This window comes from Trueperaceae bacterium, assembly GCA_023954415.1.
Lineage (GTDB): Bacteria > Deinococcota > Deinococci > Deinococcales > Trueperaceae > JAAYYF01.
Genome location: JAMLIB010000003.1, coordinates 222,877 through 243,543, shown reverse-complemented (window position 1 = coordinate 243,543; position 20,667 = coordinate 222,877). Strand labels below are relative to the sequence as shown.

Annotated in this window: 20 protein-coding genes; 8 read left to right on the top strand and 12 right to left on the bottom strand. The window is 66.9% G+C overall.

The features are described from left to right. The first annotated feature begins 2 nt into the window (after positions 1 to 2). Both M9914_05235 and M9914_05230 read left to right on the top strand, forming a co-directional pair. Positions 3 to 1,280: a HAMP domain-containing histidine kinase gene (locus M9914_05235; protein ID MCO5173578.1), complete on the top strand. Its 1,278-nt coding sequence runs from the start codon at positions 3 to 5 to the stop codon at positions 1,278 to 1,280. A 170-nt stretch (positions 1,281 to 1,450) separates the two neighbouring features. Then, the gene (locus tag M9914_05230; GenBank protein MCO5173577.1) at positions 1,451 to 1,897 is read left to right on the top strand and encodes an OsmC family peroxiredoxin; all 447 of its coding nucleotides are present in this window, start codon (positions 1,451 to 1,453) and stop codon (positions 1,895 to 1,897) included. Between the two features lie 7 nt (positions 1,898 to 1,904). Here M9914_05230 and M9914_05225 read toward each other — a convergent pair whose 3' ends face one another. The 8 genes from M9914_05225 to M9914_05190 all read right to left on the bottom strand — a co-directional run bounded on the left by M9914_05225 (position 1,905) and on the right by M9914_05190 (position 10,855). Next, entirely contained in the window at positions 1,905 to 2,792 is an 888-nt protein-coding gene (locus M9914_05225) for an isoaspartyl peptidase/L-asparaginase (protein ID MCO5173576.1), read from the bottom strand. A 24-nt stretch (positions 2,793 to 2,816) separates the two neighbouring features. After that, positions 2,817 to 3,656 carry an aldolase/citrate lyase family protein gene (locus M9914_05220; GenBank protein MCO5173575.1) on the bottom strand — a complete coding sequence of 280 codons (840 nt, stop codon included), beginning with the start codon at positions 3,654 to 3,656 and terminating at the stop codon, positions 2,817 to 2,819. An 87-nt stretch (positions 3,657 to 3,743) separates the two neighbouring features. Then, positions 3,744 to 5,357, bottom strand: coding sequence for a gamma-glutamyltransferase (locus tag M9914_05215; GenBank protein ID MCO5173574.1), 1,614 nt, complete (start codon positions 5,355 to 5,357; stop codon positions 3,744 to 3,746). Positions 5,358 to 5,365: 8 nt separating this feature from the next. Continuing rightward, positions 5,366 to 6,634, bottom strand: a complete 1,269-nt coding sequence (locus tag M9914_05210) for a CoA transferase (protein MCO5173573.1) — start codon at positions 6,632 to 6,634, stop codon at positions 5,366 to 5,368. A 69-nt stretch (positions 6,635 to 6,703) separates the two neighbouring features. Then, the gene (locus M9914_05205) at positions 6,704 to 7,522 is read right to left on the bottom strand and encodes an ABC transporter permease (GenBank protein MCO5173572.1); all 819 of its coding nucleotides are present in this window, start codon (positions 7,520 to 7,522) and stop codon (positions 6,704 to 6,706) included. 69 nt (positions 7,523 to 7,591) lie between these two features. After that, a complete protein-coding gene (locus M9914_05200) occupies positions 7,592 to 8,536 on the bottom strand; it encodes an ABC transporter permease (protein MCO5173571.1) in 945 nt (314 codons plus the stop codon). Positions 8,537 to 8,591: 55 nt separating this feature from the next. Continuing rightward, positions 8,592 to 10,124 (bottom strand): ABC transporter substrate-binding protein, encoded by a 1,533-nt coding sequence (locus M9914_05195; protein ID MCO5173570.1) that lies wholly within the window; start codon positions 10,122 to 10,124, stop codon positions 8,592 to 8,594. Positions 10,125 to 10,378: 254 nt separating this feature from the next. Continuing rightward, a complete protein-coding gene (locus M9914_05190) occupies positions 10,379 to 10,855 on the bottom strand; it encodes a MaoC family dehydratase (GenBank protein MCO5173569.1) in 477 nt (158 codons plus the stop codon). Between the two features lie 83 nt (positions 10,856 to 10,938). Here M9914_05190 and M9914_05185 point away from each other — a divergent pair, with 83 nt between their 5' ends. Further along, the gene (locus M9914_05185; GenBank protein ID MCO5173568.1) at positions 10,939 to 11,595 is read left to right on the top strand and encodes a GntR family transcriptional regulator; all 657 of its coding nucleotides are present in this window, start codon (positions 10,939 to 10,941) and stop codon (positions 11,593 to 11,595) included. 3 nt (positions 11,596 to 11,598) lie between these two features. Here M9914_05185 and M9914_05180 read toward each other — a convergent pair whose 3' ends face one another. Continuing rightward, positions 11,599 to 12,819 (bottom strand): alkaline phosphatase family protein, encoded by a 1,221-nt coding sequence (locus M9914_05180; protein MCO5173567.1) that lies wholly within the window; start codon positions 12,817 to 12,819, stop codon positions 11,599 to 11,601. Between the two features lie 130 nt (positions 12,820 to 12,949). On the opposite strand from M9914_05180, the gene M9914_05175 reads away from it, so the two are divergent. Together M9914_05175 and M9914_05170 are read left to right on the top strand one after the other, a co-directional pair. After that, positions 12,950 to 13,252, top strand: a complete 303-nt coding sequence (locus tag M9914_05175) for a hypothetical protein (GenBank protein MCO5173566.1) — start codon at positions 12,950 to 12,952, stop codon at positions 13,250 to 13,252. A 7-nt stretch (positions 13,253 to 13,259) separates the two neighbouring features. Beyond that, positions 13,260 to 13,547 carry a hypothetical protein gene (locus M9914_05170; protein MCO5173565.1) on the top strand — a complete coding sequence of 96 codons (288 nt, stop codon included), beginning with the start codon at positions 13,260 to 13,262 and terminating at the stop codon, positions 13,545 to 13,547. A 118-nt stretch (positions 13,548 to 13,665) separates the two neighbouring features. Here the strand turns inward: M9914_05170 and M9914_05165 are convergent, their stop codons facing one another. The 3 genes from M9914_05165 to M9914_05155 are packed head-to-tail and all read right to left on the bottom strand — an operon-like array spanning position 13,666 to position 17,024. Continuing rightward, complete coding sequence (locus tag M9914_05165; protein ID MCO5173564.1) at positions 13,666 to 14,496, bottom strand: ABC transporter permease; 831 nt, start codon at positions 14,494 to 14,496, stop codon at positions 13,666 to 13,668. Between the two features lie 6 nt (positions 14,497 to 14,502). Beyond that, entirely contained in the window at positions 14,503 to 15,423 is a 921-nt protein-coding gene (locus M9914_05160) for an ABC transporter permease (GenBank protein MCO5173563.1), read from the bottom strand. Positions 15,424 to 15,464: 41 nt separating this feature from the next. After that, positions 15,465 to 17,024 (bottom strand): glutathione ABC transporter substrate-binding protein, encoded by a 1,560-nt coding sequence (locus M9914_05155; protein MCO5173562.1) that lies wholly within the window; start codon positions 17,022 to 17,024, stop codon positions 15,465 to 15,467. A 273-nt stretch (positions 17,025 to 17,297) separates the two neighbouring features. Between M9914_05155 and M9914_05150 the strand changes: the two genes are divergently transcribed. Genes M9914_05150 through M9914_05140 form a run of 3 tightly spaced genes read left to right on the top strand, consistent with a single transcriptional unit; the run spans position 17,298 to position 20,658 of the window. Continuing rightward, positions 17,298 to 18,284 (top strand): NAD(P)H-quinone oxidoreductase, encoded by a 987-nt coding sequence (locus M9914_05150; GenBank protein ID MCO5173561.1) that lies wholly within the window; start codon positions 17,298 to 17,300, stop codon positions 18,282 to 18,284. 35 nt (positions 18,285 to 18,319) lie between these two features. Next, on the top strand, positions 18,320 to 19,009 hold the full coding sequence (locus M9914_05145; GenBank protein ID MCO5173560.1) for an aspartate/glutamate racemase family protein: 690 nt from the start codon (positions 18,320 to 18,322) through the stop codon (positions 19,007 to 19,009). Next, positions 19,006 to 20,658, top strand: coding sequence for a M24 family metallopeptidase (locus tag M9914_05140; protein MCO5173559.1), 1,653 nt, complete (start codon positions 19,006 to 19,008; stop codon positions 20,656 to 20,658). The genes M9914_05145 and M9914_05140 overlap by 4 nt, the downstream gene beginning before the upstream one ends. Positions 20,659 to 20,667: the final 9 nt, after the last annotated feature.

The following is a 20,667-nucleotide window of genomic DNA, read 5'->3' as shown; positions in this document are numbered from 1 at the left end:
AGATGCTGAGGACGCGGCTGGCGGTGCTCCTCGGCGCATCACTGCTTGCCGCCCTCGGTGCATCGGTGCTCCTCAGCGTAGCGCTGTTCGAGCGACACCAGACGCGCGAGTTGACCGCACTACTGCGACGAGAGCTGCAGCGGGTGACAGCGCTGATGGCCGACCCTACGGTCGGAGAGCACCTCCTGACCGCCGAGTTCGAGCACCTGAACCTGCAGCTCGTCGGTCCGGCAGGCGAAGTGTTCGTGCCGGAGGGGGATCCAGAACCCATCCCGCTAGGCAACGGCCGGGCGGTGTGGGGTGGCAAGGACGTGGTGGTGGCGTCGGCACCGTGGATACTCGGAGGTGGGGTCCGTCTCGGCACGGTCCGGCTGAGCTACGACGTCTCGGAAGCGCTCGCCACACGTCGCGCCCTGCGCAGCAGTCTGCTCATTGCAGCGGGGCTGATCGCGTTGATCAGCGCCGCCATCGGCCTGCAGCTGCTCAGGCGCCAGTTGCGACCGCTGCGTCGTTTAGCCGAGGAGGCAGCCGCTCTGGACCCATCGGACCCGCATTTGACCTTGCCACACCTGCCAGTGGACGAGGTGGGGGAGGTCGGGCGGGCCCTGGAAGGCGCCGTCTCCGCCATCCGCCAAAGGCAGCAGGCTGAGCGCGACGCGCTGGCGGGCATAGCGCACGAGCTGGCCGCGCCTCTATCGGTCGTGGCCGGGCAGCTGGAAGGGCTGGCGGCGGCCGACCCTTCGCCGCAGATCAGGGCCGCTCGGGACGCGGCCCGCGAACTCCTCTACACGTCGCAGGACCTGCTCACCCTGGCCCGTGGCGAGCTCCAGGTAGCGCTCGAGCCGAGCGTCGTCCCGTTGGCGGAGGTCGCCGAACGGGTATGCGCCGAGTACCCCGGGGTCGTCTGCGACCGCCCGGCGGCCGGACTCGTGCTCGGCAGTCGCGAGCGCCTCGCCCAGGCGGTGAGGAACCTCGTGCGCAACGCGGTACAAGCGGCGACGGCGCCGGAGCAGGTCGTCATCACGGTCACGGAGACAACGGGCGAAGTGACCCTGAGCGTGGCGGACGACGGGCCGACCCTCACGGACGAGGCGTCGAGGCGCCTGTTCGAGCGGAACTTCACCAGCAAGGCTGCACAAGGCGGCTCAGGCATCGGTCTGACGATCGTGAAGGAGCTGGTGGAGATGCATGGTGGGCGGATTGTAGCGGAGCCGATCCCGGGAGGCGGTACGCGGTTCACGATGACACTGCCGCCGCTCTCCGCCCAACTCGAGGAGTGAGGCTGCCCCCTAGTCTGCCGCCCCGTACCCGCCCTGGCCACGCACCTCTCCCCCGTCCGTTCCTGCGGCCAAGTGCGCCTACGCACAAGCGAAGTAGGGTGAGGAGACGTGGCCGGACAAGTAGCCAACCAAGGCCACAGCGGCACTAGACCGCTTAAGGAGGAGACACCATGAGCATCGCCGACAGGACCACTCAGACGACCTGGCTGGGATCGCTAGCCAAGGGCTCGGGCAAGCTGGGTAAGAGCAGCAGCACCGCGCTCGACGGTCTCGCCCTCACATGGGCCTCGCGTACGGAGGCGCCCGGCGGCAAGACGAGCCCGGAGGAGCTCCTGGCCGCCGCCCATTCGTCCTGCTTCTCCATGGCGCTGTCGCTCAAGCTCGCGGAGCACAAGCTGGAAGCGGAACGGCTCGAGGTCACCGCCACGGTCTCGCTCAGCGAGGTGAACGGGCTGCCCACCATCGACCGCTCGAGCCTAACGGTGCACGGCAAGGTCCCCGGCGCCTCTGCGCAGCAGTTCGCGTCCATCGTGGACGAGGCCGGGAAGCTGTGCCCCGTCTCCAGGCTGTTCGCTGGCGCGAAGATCACCGTAGAGGCGGCGCTGCTGGAGGGTTAGGCGCCGGTCAGCCGACCAACCGCACGCCCGGCTCCGCCGAGACGCACGCGTCGGCTCCGCCAGGAGTGCGCCACGCGTAGGCCATGTCGCGGGCGTTGAAACCGCTGGCGATATGGCCGTCCGCCGTCAGGACGATCACGCCGCCCGTGGCGTTCTGGACGGCGACCTCGTCGAGGGCCGATCGCACCGCCGCGCCCAGCTCGACGCCCGCCCGAAGCCGGTCGGCGAGCCCTTTCGACGTCACGGCGCGGATGAACGCCTCGCCGTCGCCCGTGCACGAGACGCCGACGTGCCGCGCCGCGTACGTGCCGGCGCCGATGAGCGGCGCGTCACCGACCCTGCCGGGCCACTTGCCCAGCATGCCGCCCGTGCTCGTGGCCGCGGCGAGCATGCCGTGGTCGTCCAGGGCCACCGCCCCGACCGTAGCGGAGCCCTTCGGCCCGAGGTCACGGTCCTCGCGCCAACGCTCGAGTGCCCGCCGGGTGCGAGGGGTGAGGAGTTGGGCGTTGTCGATCGGGTGCTCGACGAGCGCGTCTGCGCCCGCCCCGACGATCAGGGCGTGCGGCGTCGCCGTGCGCACCTTGTCGGCGAGGAGGATGGGGTTCTTCGCGCGCGTGACGGCCGCGACCGCGCCGCTGGTGCCATCGGCGCTCATGATGGCGGCGTCGCACTCCACGGCCCCGTCGCGGTTAGGCGACCCGCCCGTGCCGGCGTTGAACGCCGCTAGGTCGTCCTCCATGGTCGTGACGGCCGCCAGGATCGCGGCGACCGCCGTCCCGCCGTCCGCCAGCACCCGGTAACCGACGTCACGAGCCCGCTCGAGCCCTGCCAGGTAAGGCACGCGGTCATCCGCGGCGATCTTGCCCGCCCCACCGTGAATCACGATCGCGATCATGGTGCATCGTACGCCGCACGGCCCTCAACGTCCTCCGGCAGCTCGCGTCAACACGGCCCTGGCCTGCCGCAGTATGGCCTCGTCGACCATGCGTCCGTCCACTCGTAGCGCCCCACCACCAGTCGGGGACGCGGCAAGCGCCCGCTCCGCCCAGGAGATCTCTTCCGGGCTCGGCAGCAAGGCTCGGTGGAGCGGTTCCACCTGCCCGGGGTGGATCAGGAACTTGGCACCGAACCCGAAGCTCAACGCGCGGACGACCTCGCCGACCAGACCTTCCTCGTCGTCGATCCTCAGGCAGGGCGTATCGATCCTGATCGCCACCTCTGCCGCCGCGCATGCGACCGCCACGCGAGCGCGGGCATGATCGAGGATCACGTCTTCGGATGTCTCGCGCTCGCCCCGGGGCGGCAATCCCAGGTCAGCAGAGAGATCCTCGGCCCCGAACCCCACGGCGCGGACGCGATCGGTGGCCGCAAGCATCGCTTGGAGCGCCTCGAGACCGCGGGCGGACTCGACTATCAGGACGAGTGGCGGAGCCGGCAGACCATGGGCAGCGGCTGCGGCGGCAGACGCTTGGGCGGCGGCCTTGACCTGGGTCGTGCCCGCTACCTTCGGTAGTACCAGACCGGTCAGCCTAGGGCCGACGGCAGCCCTCACATCTTCGGCGAAACCGGGATGATCGACCTCACGCGTCCGCACGAACAGCGCTGGCGGTACCTGGGGCGCTTCCGCCGACACCCACCAGGCCACGTTCGCGCGCGCGCCATCAGCCGCCGCACCCGCACCGTCCTCGAGATCGAGCACGACCGCGTCCGCGCTAGTCCGCGGGAGTTTCGCAAGGAAGCGCTGGCGGTCGGCCGGCATGAACAGCCAACTCCGCAACGGGCTAGGCCCTCCGCTCGCCGGCGGCCCGGCGCTCACGCGCTCGGTCCTCCATCCCACGACATGGGCTCAACCATGGGCCACGGCGAACGTGCCGCCGTCGCGGCGCGGGTCCGACCCGCCACGGAAGCCGTTCTCGTCATGCATGGCTATCTGGATGGAGCCGAACTTGTTCTCGAAGTTCATGAGCGACTGCTCGACCGTCATGCCCCGGCCGCGCAGGGCCGCGACCGTGCGGGCCGAGACCCTACCTTCGCAGTAGACCGGATTGCCCTCGCTGTGGAACCGCGCGGCGGCCGCCGCTTCGACCGGCGACATCCCGAAGTCGATGATGTTGCTTATCGACTGCGCGACAGCCGACGTGACCGACCACCCGCCCGGCGCTCCCAACACGATCCAGGGACGACCCTCCCGCATGACGATGGTCGCCGCTATCGCGCTGGCGCGCGCCTTGCCCGGTTCGTACGAGTTCGGGCGACCCGGTATCGGGTCCATCAAAGACACGCAGTTGTTCCATGTGAACCCCGTGCCGGGGACGACTATCCCCGCGCACGTGGTCAGCGTGTGAGTGATCGAAGCGCAGTTACCCAGCTCGTCCATGACCGAGATGTGGGTCGTGTAGCCAGGCCGGTTGAGCTGCACTTCGGTAGGGAGTTCACTCCGGCGAATACGCTCCGCGATGTCTGCCGCGTACTCCTTCGAGAGGAGCTCGGCGACCGGCACATCGCGGTAAGCAGGGTCGGCAAGGTGTCGGCCGCGTGTCACGCCGGCCCACGCGAGAGCGCCACCGACGATGAAGGCGTGCTCAGGGCCGTTGTGTTCCATGGAGGAGAGGTCGAACTGCTCCAGGATGTTCAGGATCTGGAGCAAGAGCAGCCCTCCGCCAGGTAGCGCCGTGCTCACCACGTCGTAGCCGCGGTAGGTCGAGTCAAGGGCGGGCTCCACGACCGGCCGGTAGCTGGCCAGGTCCTCGCGGGTAACGAAGGCACCGTTGGCCTCGAAGTCGTTCGCGATGACCTCCGCGATCTCGCCCGTGTAGAAGTCCTCGGGACCAGCCTCGGCAAGCCGCCTGAGCACCCGCGCTTGGTCGGGGTTGCTGTAGAACTCACCGCGTTCCTTCAGGTCACTCTCGTCGGAGTTACGGAAGAGGGCACGCGCCGCCGGGTTATGCGCGTACTTGTCCCGAGGGTGCGGGAGTCCGGGGAGGAAGAGCTGACGATAGTGCTGGGCCATGTATTCAGGAACGTGGAAGCCGTTCTCCGAGAGCTCGATGCTCGGCCGCAGCAGTTCCGCCCACGGCTTGGTCGCGTAACGGCGATGGACCTCGGCGAAGCCCGCGACCGTACCCGGCGTCATGATGGACGTGTAGCCGTAGAGGTTCCGATGGTCATCGAAGAGCGCGAAGCGCCAGATGTCGGTGAACCCTTTTACGTCCTTCTCCCACATGTCCGGCCGCATCTTCGAGCCGATGCGCGCCCAGAACCCTATGTTCTCGAACGTGTCGGTCTCGGCCCGATAGAACACGCCGGAGCCCCAGCCGCCCAGACCGCACATGAACGGATCGCTGACCATCTGCACGAAGGCGGCAGCGATGACCGCGTCGAAGGCGTTGCCGCCGTCCTCGAGTACCTTGGCCCCGAGCTCTACCGCTACCGGTTGGGGCGCAACGACTATTCCCTTCATCCTCTTCCTCACTTCCTATCGGTTCGTGCACCGGTGACCACCGGCTGCTCGTCTGAGTCCAACGTCGGTTCAGCGTTCCCGCCCGCTCCGCCGGCGTCCGAGGGTGCTTGAGCGACGACGCCGTCGGCCAGCAGCTCTTGGAACGTGTCCTCGTCGAGACCAGCGAAGGCGTGCAGAACGCTCCAGGTATCCGCCCCAAGCGCCGGCGCCGGAGTCGGAGGTGGCGGTGGCGAGGACACCTGCACGGGTCCGGCGACTTGCCTGACCTCCCCGAAGGTCGGGTGCTGGAAAGACACGAGCATGGAGGTCTCCACCACCTGAGGCTCACGCAGGGCGGTCGGGAGGTCGTTCACGGGTGCCACAGGCACTGCGCCCTCGAGTCGGTCAAGCCACTGGGCCACGGTTCGCTCCCGGAACCTCGCTTCGAGCAGCCCGAGCAGCGCCTCGCGGTTCTCGAGGCGTCCGGCCATCGTCCCGAACCGCGAATCAGCCAGTACCTCGGGGAGGTCGATCCGCTTGACGAGTTCGCGGAAGAAGGCGTCAGTCTGACTCATCACCATGAGCCACCCGTCGCTCGCCTCGAAGAGCTGGGAGGGCACGACCGACGGGTGCGCTCCATGCGGCAGTCGCTCCGGTTGGAAACCTCTTGTCAGGACCCAACTGGAGACGTAGTTCGTGAGGTTCAGCGCCGTGAGGAGCAGGCTCGTGTCGACGTCGCCGCCTACCCCTGTCGTTCTGGCCCTATGCAGGCCGGCGAGCAACCCCAAGGCGGCGGCAAGGCCCGTGGCGAAGTCGACGACGCTGACGCCCGCCCTCGTTGGTGGCCCCTCCGGCTCCCCACCTAGCGATGCCATGCCGCTCATCGCCTGGACTATGTAGTCGTAGCCGGGCTCGTCTGCGCGCGGTCCGGTTCGCCCGAAGCCCGTGAGGAACGCACAGACGATCGCGGGGTTGAAGCGGGCCAGGTCGGCGTAAGTGATGCGGAGCTTACTAGGGGAAAGGCCGCGCGTGTTCGCGAACACCGCGTCGGAGTTGGCCACCAAGCGCTCGAAGAGCTGTCTGCCGCGCCGCTCCTTCAGATCGACGGCGACGCTCCGCTTCCCGCGGTTGAGGCTCTGGAAGAACAAGCTGTCTGCCCCGTCCGTCCATGGGGGGATGCCGCGTCCTACGTCGCCCTGCTCGGGTAGCTCGATCTTGATCACTTCGGCACCAAGGTCGGCGAGCACGAGCGTTGCGAAAGGGCCGGCACCGTACTGCTCGATCGCTAGGACACGCACTCCGCGTAGTGGCCTCGTTGCGTCAGGCTCGCCCCCAGGCAGCCTGGCACTTGACTCGGACATATGTCGTCAGCCTCTCTTCATCTTGGGATCCAGGGCGTCCCGCAGGCCGTCGCCGAGCATGTTGACGGACAGAACGGTCAGGGCTAGAAGGGTTCCGGGGAACACCGTCATCCAGGGTGCGTTGCGCATGAGCAGGCGCCCCTCTGACAACATGATCCCCCAGCTCGGCACTTCGGGCGGCGCGCCGACCCCGAGGAACGACAGCGAGGCCTCGAGTAGGACCGCCGTCGCGAAGACGTACGTGGCCTGCACGATCACGGGCGAGAGGACACCAGGCAAGATATGGCGCCGCATGATCCCGCGGTTACCTGCGCCTAGCGCGATGGCGGCCTCCACGAAGATCTGCTCTCGCACCACAAGGACAGCAGCCCGCGCGACGCGGGTGGAGCGGGGCAAGTAGACCAAGCTCAACGCCACCACCATGTTCTCGACCCTTGGTCCGACGGCCGCCATGATGGCGATCGCCAGCAACGTTGCCGGCAAGGCCATGAGCCCGTCCATGACACGCATGATGAGTTCGCCCAGGAAGCGGTATGTCCCAGCGAGCAAAGCCAAGAGAGTGCCTAGAACGGCAGTGATCAGGGCGGTACTGAGGCCAACGACCAGGGAGAGTCGCGTGCCGAACACGGTCCTCGCCCAGACATCACGCCCGAAGTTGTCGGTGCCGAGAGGGTGCGCGCTAGAGGGCGGCCTCAGGCGGTCGCTGATCTGCAGCCCGTTCGGGTCGTAGGGGGTCAACAGCGGGGCGGCCAGACCGACGATAGCGATGACGATGATGAGAACCCCGCCGGCCACCGCTATCCGACGTGACAGCAGGCGTCTCAAGCCGGCCCTTCTTCGTGGCGCGGTCACGGACGCGGTCTCAGACGCCATGCTCTACCCAGGACGCCCGAGTCACTGATACCTGATTCGAGGATCGAAGAACGCGTAACTCAGGTCCACTAACAGGTTGACGAACGCGTAGACGAACGCCACCATGAGCACAGACCCCTGGATGACCGGATAATCGCGCCGCAACACGGAGTCGATCACCAAACGCCCTGCGCCGGGGATATTGAACACCGTCTCCGTGACAACGACGCCGCCGGCCAACGTGGCTATCGAGAGCCCGATGACCGTCACGATCGGCAAGATGGCGTTGCGCAGGGCATGGCCGATGACGACCCTCGAAGCCGGAAGTCCCTTGCCGTGGGCCGTTCGCACGTAGTCCTCACCCAGGGTGTCAAGGACGCTCGCGCGCGTCATGCGAGCGATGATGGCGGCCTGGCTGAACCCGAGAGCCAGGGCGGGCATGAGGAGGTACCTGAGACTAGCCACTGGTTCCTGCAGGATGGAAACGTAGCCGGCAGCGGGCAACCACTGCAACGTCACGGCGAAGAGCATGATCATCAGAAGCCCCAGCCAGAAGGTCGGCAAGGAGAGCCCGAGCATGGCTATGACCATCACCGCGTAGTCGACCCCGGTGTTGTGTTTTATGGCGGCGATCACCCCTAGGCTCACGCCGAGAAGAACCGCGACTAGCGTGGCAGCCAAAGCGAGCATGCCTGTCGGCTCGATGCGTTGGATGACGGCCGTGACGACCGGTATCCGCATGTAGATGCTCATGCCGAGGTCGCCCCGGGCGACGCTCTCCATCCAAGCGCCGAACTGAGCGAGTAGCGTGCGGTCCAATCCTAGGCGCGTGCGCAGCGCCTCGACCTGCTCGGCCGTGGCGTTCTCGCCGAGCAGTGCCGAGGTCGGATCGCCGGGGACGAGCCGGACAAGGAAGAAGACCACCAGCCCGACCACGACCAGGATGGACAACAACGAAACCAGGCGTCTAAGGAGGTAGGCGACCATGGTCGAGAGCGGTCCTGGCCACGCGCGCGCCTCGCGTGGCCAGGACCGGCTGAAGTCACTCTATCCAGGTGTTCCAGGCCTGGAAGGCGATGTACCTTGCCTGCACGTGCACTCTGGATGAGTAGGCCACCAGTAGGAAGGTGTCGGACACCCTCACGCTGCCGACGTCCTCGTAGTAGGCCTCCTGCGCCTGGGCCCAAAGCTCGGCACGCTTCACCGGATCCGCGGTGACGCGCAACTCCGCCATGAGGTCGGCGAACTCGGGCGAGCCGTCGTACGCGTTGACCCAGCCAGGGTTGATGATCGCGATCATCTCCGGCTCGGGGCCGGAGATCTGGTTACCTACGAAGATCTCCCAGGCGTCAGGCTTGGACCTGGTCTCGACCGTGGTCGCCCAGTCGCGAACGATGATCTCGCTCTTGAGGCCGATCGCCTCCAATTGATCTACGGCGATCAGCGTGCCTGCGTACTGATACGAGAAATCGCGCGTGGTGATCCACCGGATCGGCGTGCCGTCGTAACCCGATTCCTCGAGCAGCTTCCTGCCAAGTTCCGGGTTCCGCTGATCGTACAGTTCCTTACCCGCGTCGGTGTACATGCCGCCGAACCCAGGCGGAAGCACGCCGGGATTGAGGTCGTAGAGCGCCTCATTACCGAAGGCGCCCAGAGCGATCGCATCCATATCGAGGGTAGCCTGGATAGCCTGCCGCAGCTTGAGGTTCTGAATCAGTGGCGAGTTGAAGTTCAAGAGGAGGGTGTAGTTGTAGCCGACTGGCGGCATCCAAGGCCACATCTTGGAGGACGACTCGATGAACTCGTAATCCTCTCCAGCCGCTCTGTAGTTGACGTCGTATTCGCCGGACTCTAGTCCTCCCTGGCGGGTAGCGGCGTCGGGAACACTGATGAAGTGGATCTCATCAAGCCATGCGTTCTTGCGGCCCGCGTCACCGGAAGGCTCCTCGGAACGAGCAGAGTACTCGGGGAAGCGCTCCAGGACGACGCTCTGGCCACGTATCCACTCTTTGAGTCGGTAAGGGCCAGTACCGATCGGCACAGCGATGGGATCATCGCCAGCACCTGCCAACTGCTCTGCCGTGTAGATGCCGGAAGCGTAGTTATCGAAGCCTAACGCGGACGTGAGGATCCCCACGGGCGCCGACAACCTGATCACGACGGTGAGCTCATCCGGTGTGTCTATCGCCACCAAGTTCTTCAGGACCGTCTTGCCATAGCTGAGGCGGTGCCAACGCTCCAGGGAGGCCTTGACGTCTCCCGAGTCGAGAAGGCTGCCGTCGTGGAACATGACGCCGGCCCGCAGGCGAATCGTGTACGTCAGACCGTCTGCGCTGATGTCGGGGAGGGCGGCGGCCAACATCGGCCGTACGATCCCGTCCCCGTCAAAGGCGTAGAGCATCTCCGTGATGTGGTTATTGATCTCTGCCGTTATGGCGGAGGTCGTCACCGCAGAGTCGAGGCCAGGCGGGTCACCCGTGATCGCAACCCTCAGGATGCCTCCGGCCTTGGGCGTCGCCTGGGCCGCGGCTACGCTCAAGAGCGTCGCCGCCATCGCGATGATGAGCGCTATCACGTTCAACGTATGCCGTCGAATCATGTGGGGTACCCCTCTCTGAATGCGCCTCCATTCGGTGGCGCCGATCCTGAAATGCCGTGAGCATGGATCCTAGACGGCGTCGCTTGACTCCCTGGTCCGCGCTCGGCCGAGCCTCGGCGAGAGCCTATTGACACCGCTGTCGACAGCTGGGCGCTCCTTCCGGAAACCTTAGATTATATAAGAGAGGTTATACGCATTTGTCGCAGCATCTGTCAACGCCGCGCCTGAGCTCAGCCTTCGACCGAGCGCACCGGCACCAGGATCGAGCGCTGCAACCTCAACACCTCTTGACCATGCTGATTCACGCCTGTGGTGCGCACCTTCACGATCCCCCGACTCGGATCCGAACGCGACAGCCGCTTATCCAAGATGACGGTCGAGGCATACAACGTGTCGCCGTTGAACAAGGGCGCCGGGATCTCGATGGCATCGAACCCGAGATTAGCGATGGCGTTCTGACTGATGTCTCTGACGGACATACCGGCCACGATGGAAAAAGTCAAACAGCTGTTCACGATGGGTCGGCCGAACACGGTACCGGCAGCGTACTGCACGTCGAAATGCAGCGGGTGCGTGTTCATCGTGAGCAGCGTGAACCACGTATTGTCCGCCTCGGAGATGGTTCTCCCCGGCCAATGACGGAACTCCTCGTTGACCTCGAAGTCCTCGTAGAACCTGCCGCGGTCGAGTATCGTTGCGTCAGCCATCGTTGGTCGCTCCCTTCGCGTCGAGCCTGACCAGGCTTTGAAATCAGAGCTATATCTTATAAGATATCAGAAGGGGGTGGAGGATGGCACGGCAGACCAAGAAAGATCTAGCCTACGACTACATAAAGCGCTGCATCCGCGAGAAGCGCCTACTCCCAGGCCAACGCATAACGGCTGCCCATCTTGCCGACGAGATCGGGATCAGTGTCCTGCCCGTTCGGGAGGCGCTGCTGAAGCTCGAAGCCGAGCGCCTTGTCTCGATAACTCCGTATGTCGGCGCCGTGGTCTCCTGGGTATCTGCCGAGGAGATATACGACGTCATCCGACTGTTAGCAGTGCTGGAAGGCTACGGCACGGTGGAAGCGGCCGCGCATCGCGCGCACCTCGCTCCCGAGTTGACCGCACTCAACGAGAAGCTTCAACTGGCGCTGAACCAGGGTATGTGGGAGTGGTTCATCGAACTCAATCGGAGTTTCCACTTCACCATCTACGAGGCCGCTGGCAATGCGCAGCTCCTTGACAGCATCAGGGTCTTCTGGAGTCAACTCGACGCCATGCTGGCTGTCACCGCGTTCCACCTCGTGCCCAACCGCGCGGCGGAAGACCTGCGGGAGCACGAGCTGATCACACGGCTGCTAGTTGACCCCGCCACGGACCCCTGGGAGTTGGAACGCATCGGACGGGAGCACCGCCTGCGCACGGCGGCGTATATGCGCGGGCAGTCGGTCGCGTTTCCCTGAGCCTCACCCCAGCAACGACCGCCCCGGGAACACGCCCGTCGCGATCCCGAGCAGCTGGGCCACGGTCGGCGCCACCTGGTCGGCGTCCGCCATGGCGACGGTACCCGCCGGCACGTCGGGTCCGCTCATGAACATGAAGCGGTCGTCCGCCGGATGCCCCGGCCGCAGACCGTGGCTGGAGATGTTCTTCGGCTCCGTGACGGGCAGCTCCGAGGGTCCGGACTCGAAGGAGAAGCCGTCCGGCGCGAGGTAAGGACGCAGGAACGCGCGGTGGTCCTCCGGTAGGTATGCCGGGTCGTAAGGCACCACGCCGTGCTCGGCGAGCGCGGCCGTGGCCCGTGCCTCGTCGGCCGCCGAGTCGACCTTCACGTGCAGCATGGCGCCCTGGCAGTCCGCCTGCATGCCCGGCAGGATGGCCTCCGGTCGCAAAGCCTTCTGCACGTGCCAATGGCCATGATCGCTCAGGATCACGAAGTTGTACTCGGCGGCGCGCTCCCCGAGGCGGCTCAGCGTCACGCCCACCAGCGCGTCGAGGTAGCCGAGCGCCCACAGCGACGCCTCGGTGTCGAAACCGTGGCTGTGCTGGACGGAGTCGGTCACCAGGAACTCGGTCAGGACGAAGTCGGGCGCCGGGTCGGCCGCGGCGAGCAAGCCGACCCAGTTGGCCACGTGCATGTCGCCGGTGAAGGCGTAGACGCGCCTGTCCGGGAAGCGCTCGGGGTAGTCGCTCGGGTAGCCCGCGGCCGTCGCCGCGGCGACCAGGCGCCCCGTCGGGTCGACGTGGTCGGCCGCGCGGCGCCAGGCGCCTTGCGCGGGCTCCCCGACGTCGTCGCGGGCCCGCTGCACGAAGTTGTCCGCCCACCACGGCCGCTTGAAGACGGTCGCGTCCTCCGGTCTCACCATCCCGAAGCCGACGCAAGCCACGTCCAGCCCGGCCGCCAGCGCCAACCGCGGCAACGTCGGGACCCGCACGTCGTCCGGGTCGGCGTAGCTGAAGCGCGTGTCGTGCCACACGTTGTTGCCGTACACGCCGGCCTCGGCCGCGCCGCGCCCCGTGAGGATCGACGTCCTGCCAGGCAAAGAGATGCCGGGCACAAGCGAGCGCAACCTCTCGACGCTGAAGCCGCCGGCAGCCAAACGCGAGAGGAACGGCAACCGGCTGTGGTGAGACCGGAACGTGTCGGCGCTCACGCCGTCCAGCATGATCAGGAAGACCTTCGGCATGCGGCCACTGTAACCACCCTGTAACCGCGGCGTGACGCCGGCACCCCGACTCTCACGATCTGGTGCTATCTTCCTTGAACGGCGCAAGGCCTAATGCGGCCTGCACCGCGGCGAGAAGGAGGGCTACCGTATGGCTACTTCAAGTAAAGATATCGAAGCACTCCGCAAAGATGTGGAAGCATTGAAGAAGGAGTTCAAGGGCATGGCAAGCGATGGCGGCAACCTCCTCGAGGCCGCCCGCAGCCAGTTGGAAGCCAAGGCCGAGGAGCTCATGGAGAGCATCAAGAGCGCAGGAAGCTCGGCTGTCGAGCAGGGCGAAGAGGTCCTGCGCCGCACCGAGGAGAAGATCTCCGAGAAGCCGCTGACCTCGGTGCTGATGACCCTGGGCGTCGGCGTGGCGCTCGGCTGGCTGTTGCGACGCAAGATGAGCTGAGGGCGCCGTGCTCCGGCGTTTCACCGCTTACGTCATCGCCTTGCTGGAACTGTTCGAGGCCGAGGCGACCAGCGCCGTTCGCGTCGGCCTCGTGCGCGCCGGCACGAGCGTAGCCCTTGCGACCGTCGGCATCGGGCTCCTGGCCGCGGCAGCCGCCCTGCTGGCCTGGGCCCTGTACCAGGCGTTGCTGCCCTACTGGGGCAAAGCCGGTTCCGCCGCGGCCTGCGCGGTACTGCTAGCGCTGTTCGGGGGCGTGTTCATCTGGTCGGCCGGCTCGCGTAGTCGCAAGGGCTGAGCCGGTAGCTTTCGCCGGCGGGACCGGCGCTCGCTCTGGCCGACCGGTACATGCCAGTACGACGTAAGCGCGTTCATGAATGGGGGCGGGCCAGTAACCCATGCTGTATTACGTCTACCTAGAGCCGCACGTCCAACGCGTCCCTGACCCCATCGCCTATGAGATTGAGAGCCACGACTAGGCCCATGATGGCTAGGCCTGGGAAAGCAGCGACATGCGGCGCGGTGGTCAGGTAGACCCGACCCTCGCTCAACATCGCTCCCCATTCGGCAAGTGGCGGTTGCGCGCCGAGGCCGAGGAAGCCCAGTCCTGAGCCGATGAGGATGGCCTCGCCGCTGACGATGGCGGTCAAGGCGATTATCGGCGCCATGGCGTTGGGCAGGACGTGGTGGAAGATGATGCGCGGCGTCCGGCTGCCGAGGGCCGCCATGGCCTCCACGTACTCGTTCTCCCGCACGGAGAGCACGGAGGCGCGCATCAGCCGCACGAAGCGCGGCACGAAGAGGACGCCGACGGCCAGGATCACGTTCACGAGACCAGGACCGAGGATGCCGACGATGACCAACGCCACCAGGAAGCTGGGGAAGGCCAACAGCAAGTCGGCCGCGCGCATGATGATCGCGTCGACCAACCCGCCGTAGTAGCCGGCCAGCAACCCGAGCAGCACGCCGATCACGGCGGCGATGGCGGTGGTCGACGCGGCGACGAGGAAGGAGGCTCGCGCGCCGAAGAGGATGCGGCTGAGGATGTCGCGCCCCAGTTCGTCGGCGCCGAGTATGGCGGCGGCGCTGGGTGGATGCAGGACCATGGAGAAGTTGGCCCTGTTGGGGTTGGCCGGCGCGAGGGCCGGGGCGAACACGGCGCAGGTCAGGAAGATGGCGAAGAGGACGAAGCCGACCAGCGCCGCCTTGTTGCGCCGCAACGCCTTCCAGAAGCGGCGGCCCGTCATGGCGCCTCAGGCATGACGGATCCGAGGATCGAGCAGGGCGTAGGAGATGTCGACCAGGAAGTTGGTGACGGCGAAGATGGCGGCGAGCAGCAGCATGAGGATCTGCATGACCGGGAAGTCGCGGGTGAACACGACGTCGGCGAAGAGCCGGCCGATGCCCGGATAGGCGAACACGGTCTCGGTGAGGACCGCCCCACCCATGAGGTAACCGAACTGGAGTCCGATCACCGTGACCACCGGGATGAGGGCGTTCTTGAGCGCGTGCTTCAGTGACATCCGCGCGGTGGAGGCGCCCTTGGCCTTGGCCGTGCGGATGTAGTCCCGACCGAGCACCTCGAGCAGGTTGAAGCGGGTCACGCGGGCGATGACCGCCACGGAGTACATCCCGATGGTTATGGCTGGGAGGATCAGGTGGGCGACACCACCCTGGTCGGTGATGGGCAGCCAGCGCAGGCGGACGCTGAAGACGTATATCAGCATCAACCCCACCCAGAACACGGGCGCGGATATGCCCAGGACCGATACGAGCATGGCCCCGTAGTCGACAAGGCTGTTGCGGTACAGGGCCGCCACCAGACCGAGCGCGATGCCAAGAACGATGGCGAGGACGATGCCGGCCAGGGCTAGCTTCATCGTGTTGACCAGCCGGAAGCCGACGATCTCGGCCACCGGTTGCCTGGTGATGGCCGAGGCACCCAAGTCGCCGCGCATCACGGAGCCGAGCCACGTGCCGTAACGAACCAGGAAGGGCTCGTCGAGGAGCAGGTCGCTGCGGATCTTCTCGATCGAGGCCTGGCTGGCGCCGGGCCCGGCGATGACGAGAGCGACATCGCCGGGCACAACGTAGGTGATCGAGAACGAGATGACCGAGACCAGCACCAGGATCACGGCCAGCCCCAGCACCCGATAGAGAAGGAGGCGCAGCATAGGCTCTGGGAGACCCGGCCGGTTGGGACGAGGCCCCTAGCCTAGTCTTTGTCCAGCCACACCGTCTTCAGCGAGTAGACATCGCCCGGCAGCAGCTCGAGGCCGTTCACCTTGCTGCTCATGGCGGCCGTTTCCTCGGTCACGTTGAGCAAGACCCACGGGGCGTCACTGACGATGCGCTCCTGGATCTGCGTCGCCAGCGCCTGGCGCGTATCCGGATCCATGGTGACGCGAGCCGTCTCGATCAGGGCGTCGACCTCCGGGTTGCTGTAGAACATCGTGTTCCAGCCGGCGGGTGGCCACGTCGAGGTGTGGAAGATCAGGTCCAGCACGTAACCGATGTCGCCGGTGCCCGACTCCCAGCCGAGCAGGTAGAGCTGGGTCTCGCTAGAGTCGACAGGGCGCCGGAGGATCTCCAGGTACGTGGCCCAGTCGATGACCCTTACATCCACGTTCACGCCGATGTCACCCAGCATGCTCTGCACGGCCACCGCCGTGGCGCGGTCCTGGAAGTAGCGGCCTTCCGGCGTCCAGAGCGTTGCGCTGAAGCCGTTCGGATAGCCGGCCTCCGCGAGCAGGCGCCGAGCCGTATCCGGATCGTAGCGGTACTCGCTCACCGGCGAGAAGCCGGTGACCACCGGGGAGATAATAGAGCGGGCGGGTTGTCCGACGCCCTGAAGCACGCCGTTGACCAAACCGTCCTGATCGATGGCGTAGTTGAGCGCCTGGCGAACGAGGACGTTGTCGAAAGGCGCCACCTGAGTGTTGACGCCGATGTGCATGACTCGCGTGCTCGGCGCCAACAGCACGGCCTTGTCGGCCTGCGCCTTCAGGCCAGGCAGGTCGGTGGCCGGCACGTCGACGATGATGTCGACCTCGCCCGCCTCGAGCAGCGCGACGCGCGTGCCCGGCTCGCGAACCGTGCGGAACTCGACGCGATCGAGCAACGGGGTGCCGCCCCAGTAGTCGGGGAAGGCGACCAGGGTGACGCTCTCGTTGGGAACGTAGGACTCCAGGCGGTACGGGCCGGTGCCGACCGGCGTCCAGTCGATGTCGGCGCCGTACTTCTCGACGGCATCGCTGCTGATGATGACGGCCACGCCGTAGGCGAGACGGTTGAGGAAGTCGGGCGTCGGACTGCCGGTGATGATCTTGACCGTGTAAGGGTCCACCACCTCGACGCGCGAGACGACTTTAAGGACGGAGCTCAGCGGCAACGCGAAGTCGGGGTTCAGGATGCGGTCGAACGTGGCCTTGACGTCATCGGCGGAGAACTCGGTGCCGTCGTGGAACCGGACGCCCTGCCGCAAGGTCAGGGTCCAGGTGACGTCGTCCTCGGCGAGGCTCCACGAGGTCGCCAGACCTGGTAGGACGGCTCCGCTGGCGTCCCTCTCGACGAGTCCTTCGTAGATGCCTTCGGTGATGCTGTTCACGATCGACGCGATCGACTTGCCCGGGGCAAGGGTCACGGCTGGCACGCCGATGGCGACCGTCAGCTTCCCGCCCGTCTGTTGCGCGGCGGCGGTCGGGAGGAGGCAGCATAGCGCAAGCCCCACTGCCACCAATAGGCGATACGAGACGGCGAACCTGGGGGACTTCATCCGTTCCTCCCTTACGTTGCTGAACCGATGGTCGACAGTACGCCGCGGCGCCGGCCTGCTCCGCTGTACGTGCGCGCCACTATAGAGGCACCTATCATGCATGTCAACTACAAGGATAGCCGTCCCAACATATGGGAGAAAAGATCGGCCCAGCGAGCTCGATGATGATCTAGAAAGCCCGTCTGTGACGGCGTTAATCTCCGAAAGGGGCGACCGCCCACCAGGCTGTGCTAGCATCCAGGCCGCACGAGCGGAGAGCGAGGTCATAGGTAGATGAAGGCGATCGTCGTGGACCGGAACCGCCCTGGCCGCCCCCTGTTATGGCAAGACGTGGCCGACCCCGCATGCGGCGAAGACGATGTGATCATCGACGTCCAAGCCACCGCGCTCAACCGCGCCGACCTGCTACACCGAGAAGGCAACTTCCCGACGACCCCGGGTCGCTCCGAGATCCTTGGAGGCGAGGCTGCCGGGCGCATAAGCCAGCGCGGCTCCGCCGTCCGGGCATGGTCCGTAGGCGACAGCGTGGTCTGCCTGACGCTGGGTGGGGGCTACGCCGAGAGGGTCCGCGTGCCGCAGCGCTTGCTCATGCCGGTGCCCGCCGGACTGAGCATGGCGGAGGCCGCGGCGCTCCCCGAGGCCTACCTCACCGCTTACGGCAACCTGTTCGTCAACGCCCGCCTCCAGGCGGGCGAGACGGTCCTGATTCACAGCGGCGCCAGCGGCGTCGGCACGGCGGCCATCCAACTCGCCCGTCTGGCCGGTTGCCGCGTCATCGTCACCGTTGGTTCGGCCGAGAAGGCGCGCCTATGCGAAGCCATGGGCGCGGACCTGGCCATCCGCTACCACGAGGAGGACTTCGTCGCGCGGGCCATGGAGTTCGGGGGTGGCGAGGGTGTCGACGTCATCCTCGACACCGTCGGTGCCGGCTACCTGCAACGCAACCTCGAGCTGCTCGCGTTGAAGGGCCGCCTGCTCCTCATCGGCATCCTCGGGGGAACCCAGACCGAGATCAACATGCGCCAGATCATCTCCAAGCGCCTCGCCGTCCTCGGGGACACGTTGAGCAAGTACTCGGTCGCCGAGCTGGCGGACATGAAGGATGCCTTCTTGCGCGACTTCGGCGAGGCCCTCGACGACGGCCGGCTGAAGCCGGTGGTGGACCGCGTGTTCCCCATCCAGGAGGCGGAGGTGGCGCACCAGCGCATGGCGGAGAACAAGAACGTAGGCAAGATCATCCTCACCGTCCGCGAGCACTGAGGGCAGCGGGGCCTGACAGGAGGAGTCGAGCAGCGATGGCCAAGATCATCCACGTCATGAACGCCAGCAGTCGCAAGGACACTGGGATCACCGAGGAGCTGTCGCGCACCTTGGAACCCCTGCGCTTCCCGGGTGGGCCGGAGATCGACTGCGTCACGCTGGAAGACGGCCCCAACGGCATCACCACCAGCAGGGATAGCGACTTGGCCGCTGTGGCGGTGGCGCGCTTCATCGAGGAGCGGCATGAGCTACCGGACACGGGCGCATTCGTCGTGGCCTGCTTCTCGGACCCGGGCATCGCCGCTGCCCGGGAGTTCAGTAGCCGACCGGTGCTCGGCATCGGCGAGGCGGGCGTCATGACGGCCCTGGCTTTCGGCGGTCAGCTCGGGTTGATCTCGGTCTCGGCGGGTAGCGAGGGGAAGAACCGCCGCGCGTTGCGAGCGCTCGGAGTGGAGGCGAGGCTGGCCGGCGCGGCCGCGCTCGGCCTCGACTACGGCGACCTGCGCCGGCCGGAGCGCGTGCTGGGTCGGCTCATCGAGGTCGGCGCGAGCCTCAGGGAGCTCGGGGCCGGCTCGCTGCTGTTCGCCGGCGCCGGCATGGGCCGCTACTGCGCGCAGCTGGAGCAGGCGGTTGGGCTGCCTGTGGTCGATCCGACGCAGGCCGCCGTAGGTCTGGCTCTGAGCCGCGTGCGGCTGGCGGCTGCGGCGGGAGCCGGGGCGGCGTGAAGAAGACGGCCCGGTTGTGGCACGCCCACCACGACCTCGTCCGGCTGCTGGGGGCCGACTACCTTGACGCCATGGTCTACCCGCACATCGTGAAGGACGCCACCAAGACGGTCCTGCCCTACGTCCTCGAGCTCGACGGCAGGTGCACGGTGCTGCTGCGCGACTCCGACAGCGCCATGGCCACTGCGCAACCGGCGACCCCCCACCGCTTCGCCGTCTACGGCGGTTACTTCAGTTGGAACGAGCGGCCAGCCGCGCCGGCCCTGCCGCAGCTCATCGACGAGCTAGCGCCCGGCCGCGCGGTCGAGGTCGACGACACCCTGCCGGTGGCGAGCTACCGCGCTCTGCATGGCTCCCTAGATCTAGACGTCACCTACCGGACCTTGACCGACCGGACGCTCCGGCACCTCACGCTCGAGCGCCCCCGGGTAGCGGCGGCGATGGAGTCTGACGTGGAGCGCTACCGACGGGCGGCGAGGCGAGTCGTCGAGGGTTTTCGCTTCGAGGAGCGGCTGGCGGAGCTGCTCCAGCGCCAGCCGGAGCACGACTTCGCCCTGCTCGACGCGCAGCTCGAGAGGGCCGGCGTCGATGCCCTTCTCGTCACCTCCCCCTTCCAGATGGAGGAGCTGAGCGGTCATCCGAGCGCCTGGCTGGAGCGGGCAGGCGCCGTCATGCTCTTCGTCAGGGGCGACGAACGACTCCACCTCCTGTTGCCGGGACGAGGTCAACTGCCCGGGACCGTGGAGCGCTCGACCTACCGAGACGTTGGCAGCGCCGTCGCCGCCATCGCGCCCGGCACCCTGGCCGTCGAGCCAGGCCACGCCGACTTGGGCCTCGCGCGCGCGCTCGACGCCGACCCCCTGCTGCTGCCGAGCGCCTCGCCGCTGCTGTACCGCTGGCAGGAGTTGCGGGCCGCGAGCCAGCTCCCCTATTACGTCCTCGCCGCCAACTCGGCCCGCGTGGCCACCGAGCGCGCCGTCAAGTACGCGGCCGGGCGCCTGGCGCGGGGCGGCGAGCTGCGCGAGTCGGAGTTGGCGCTCGCCTTCGATGCCTTCCTTGGGGAGTTCGCCGGCGAGTGCGACCTGCACGGCATGTTCCGTCCCTACTTCCGCATCATCCACCCCGGGGAGCGGACCCTGGTCCCGGCCGCGCCGACCCCGAACCTCGTGAGCGGACGGAACCGCACCGTCAAGTTCGACATGGGCACCCAGGTCCTCGACCTGGCCGGACGCGTGAGGGGTTGCTCCGACATCGCGAAGACCCTCTGCAACTCTCCCGAGCTGGAGGAGTTCCAGGCGTTCCTGCGCGCCACTCTGCTCGACCGCGTCATCCCCGCGATCCGCCCGGGGGTCAGCGGCGCCGTCGTCCACGAGGCGGCCACAGAAGCCTTGGCCGAGCAAGACGATCGGGTGCGCGGCTGGGGTCTGCTGCCGCATGGTCGCAGCGGCAAGGAGTACGCCAGGGATTGCGGCCACGTGATCAACCGGCAAACGATCTGCACCATCTATCTGGAACCCGGCTGCGAGCAACGGATCGAGGCGGGTATGTCCGGCTGCGTCGAGTTCGTCTGGCCGGTGGACGAGGCGGTGGTCGCGATCGAGGACGCCTACCTGGTGACCGAGTCCGGAGCCATCCCCATCACGGCTTGAGGGCCGGGC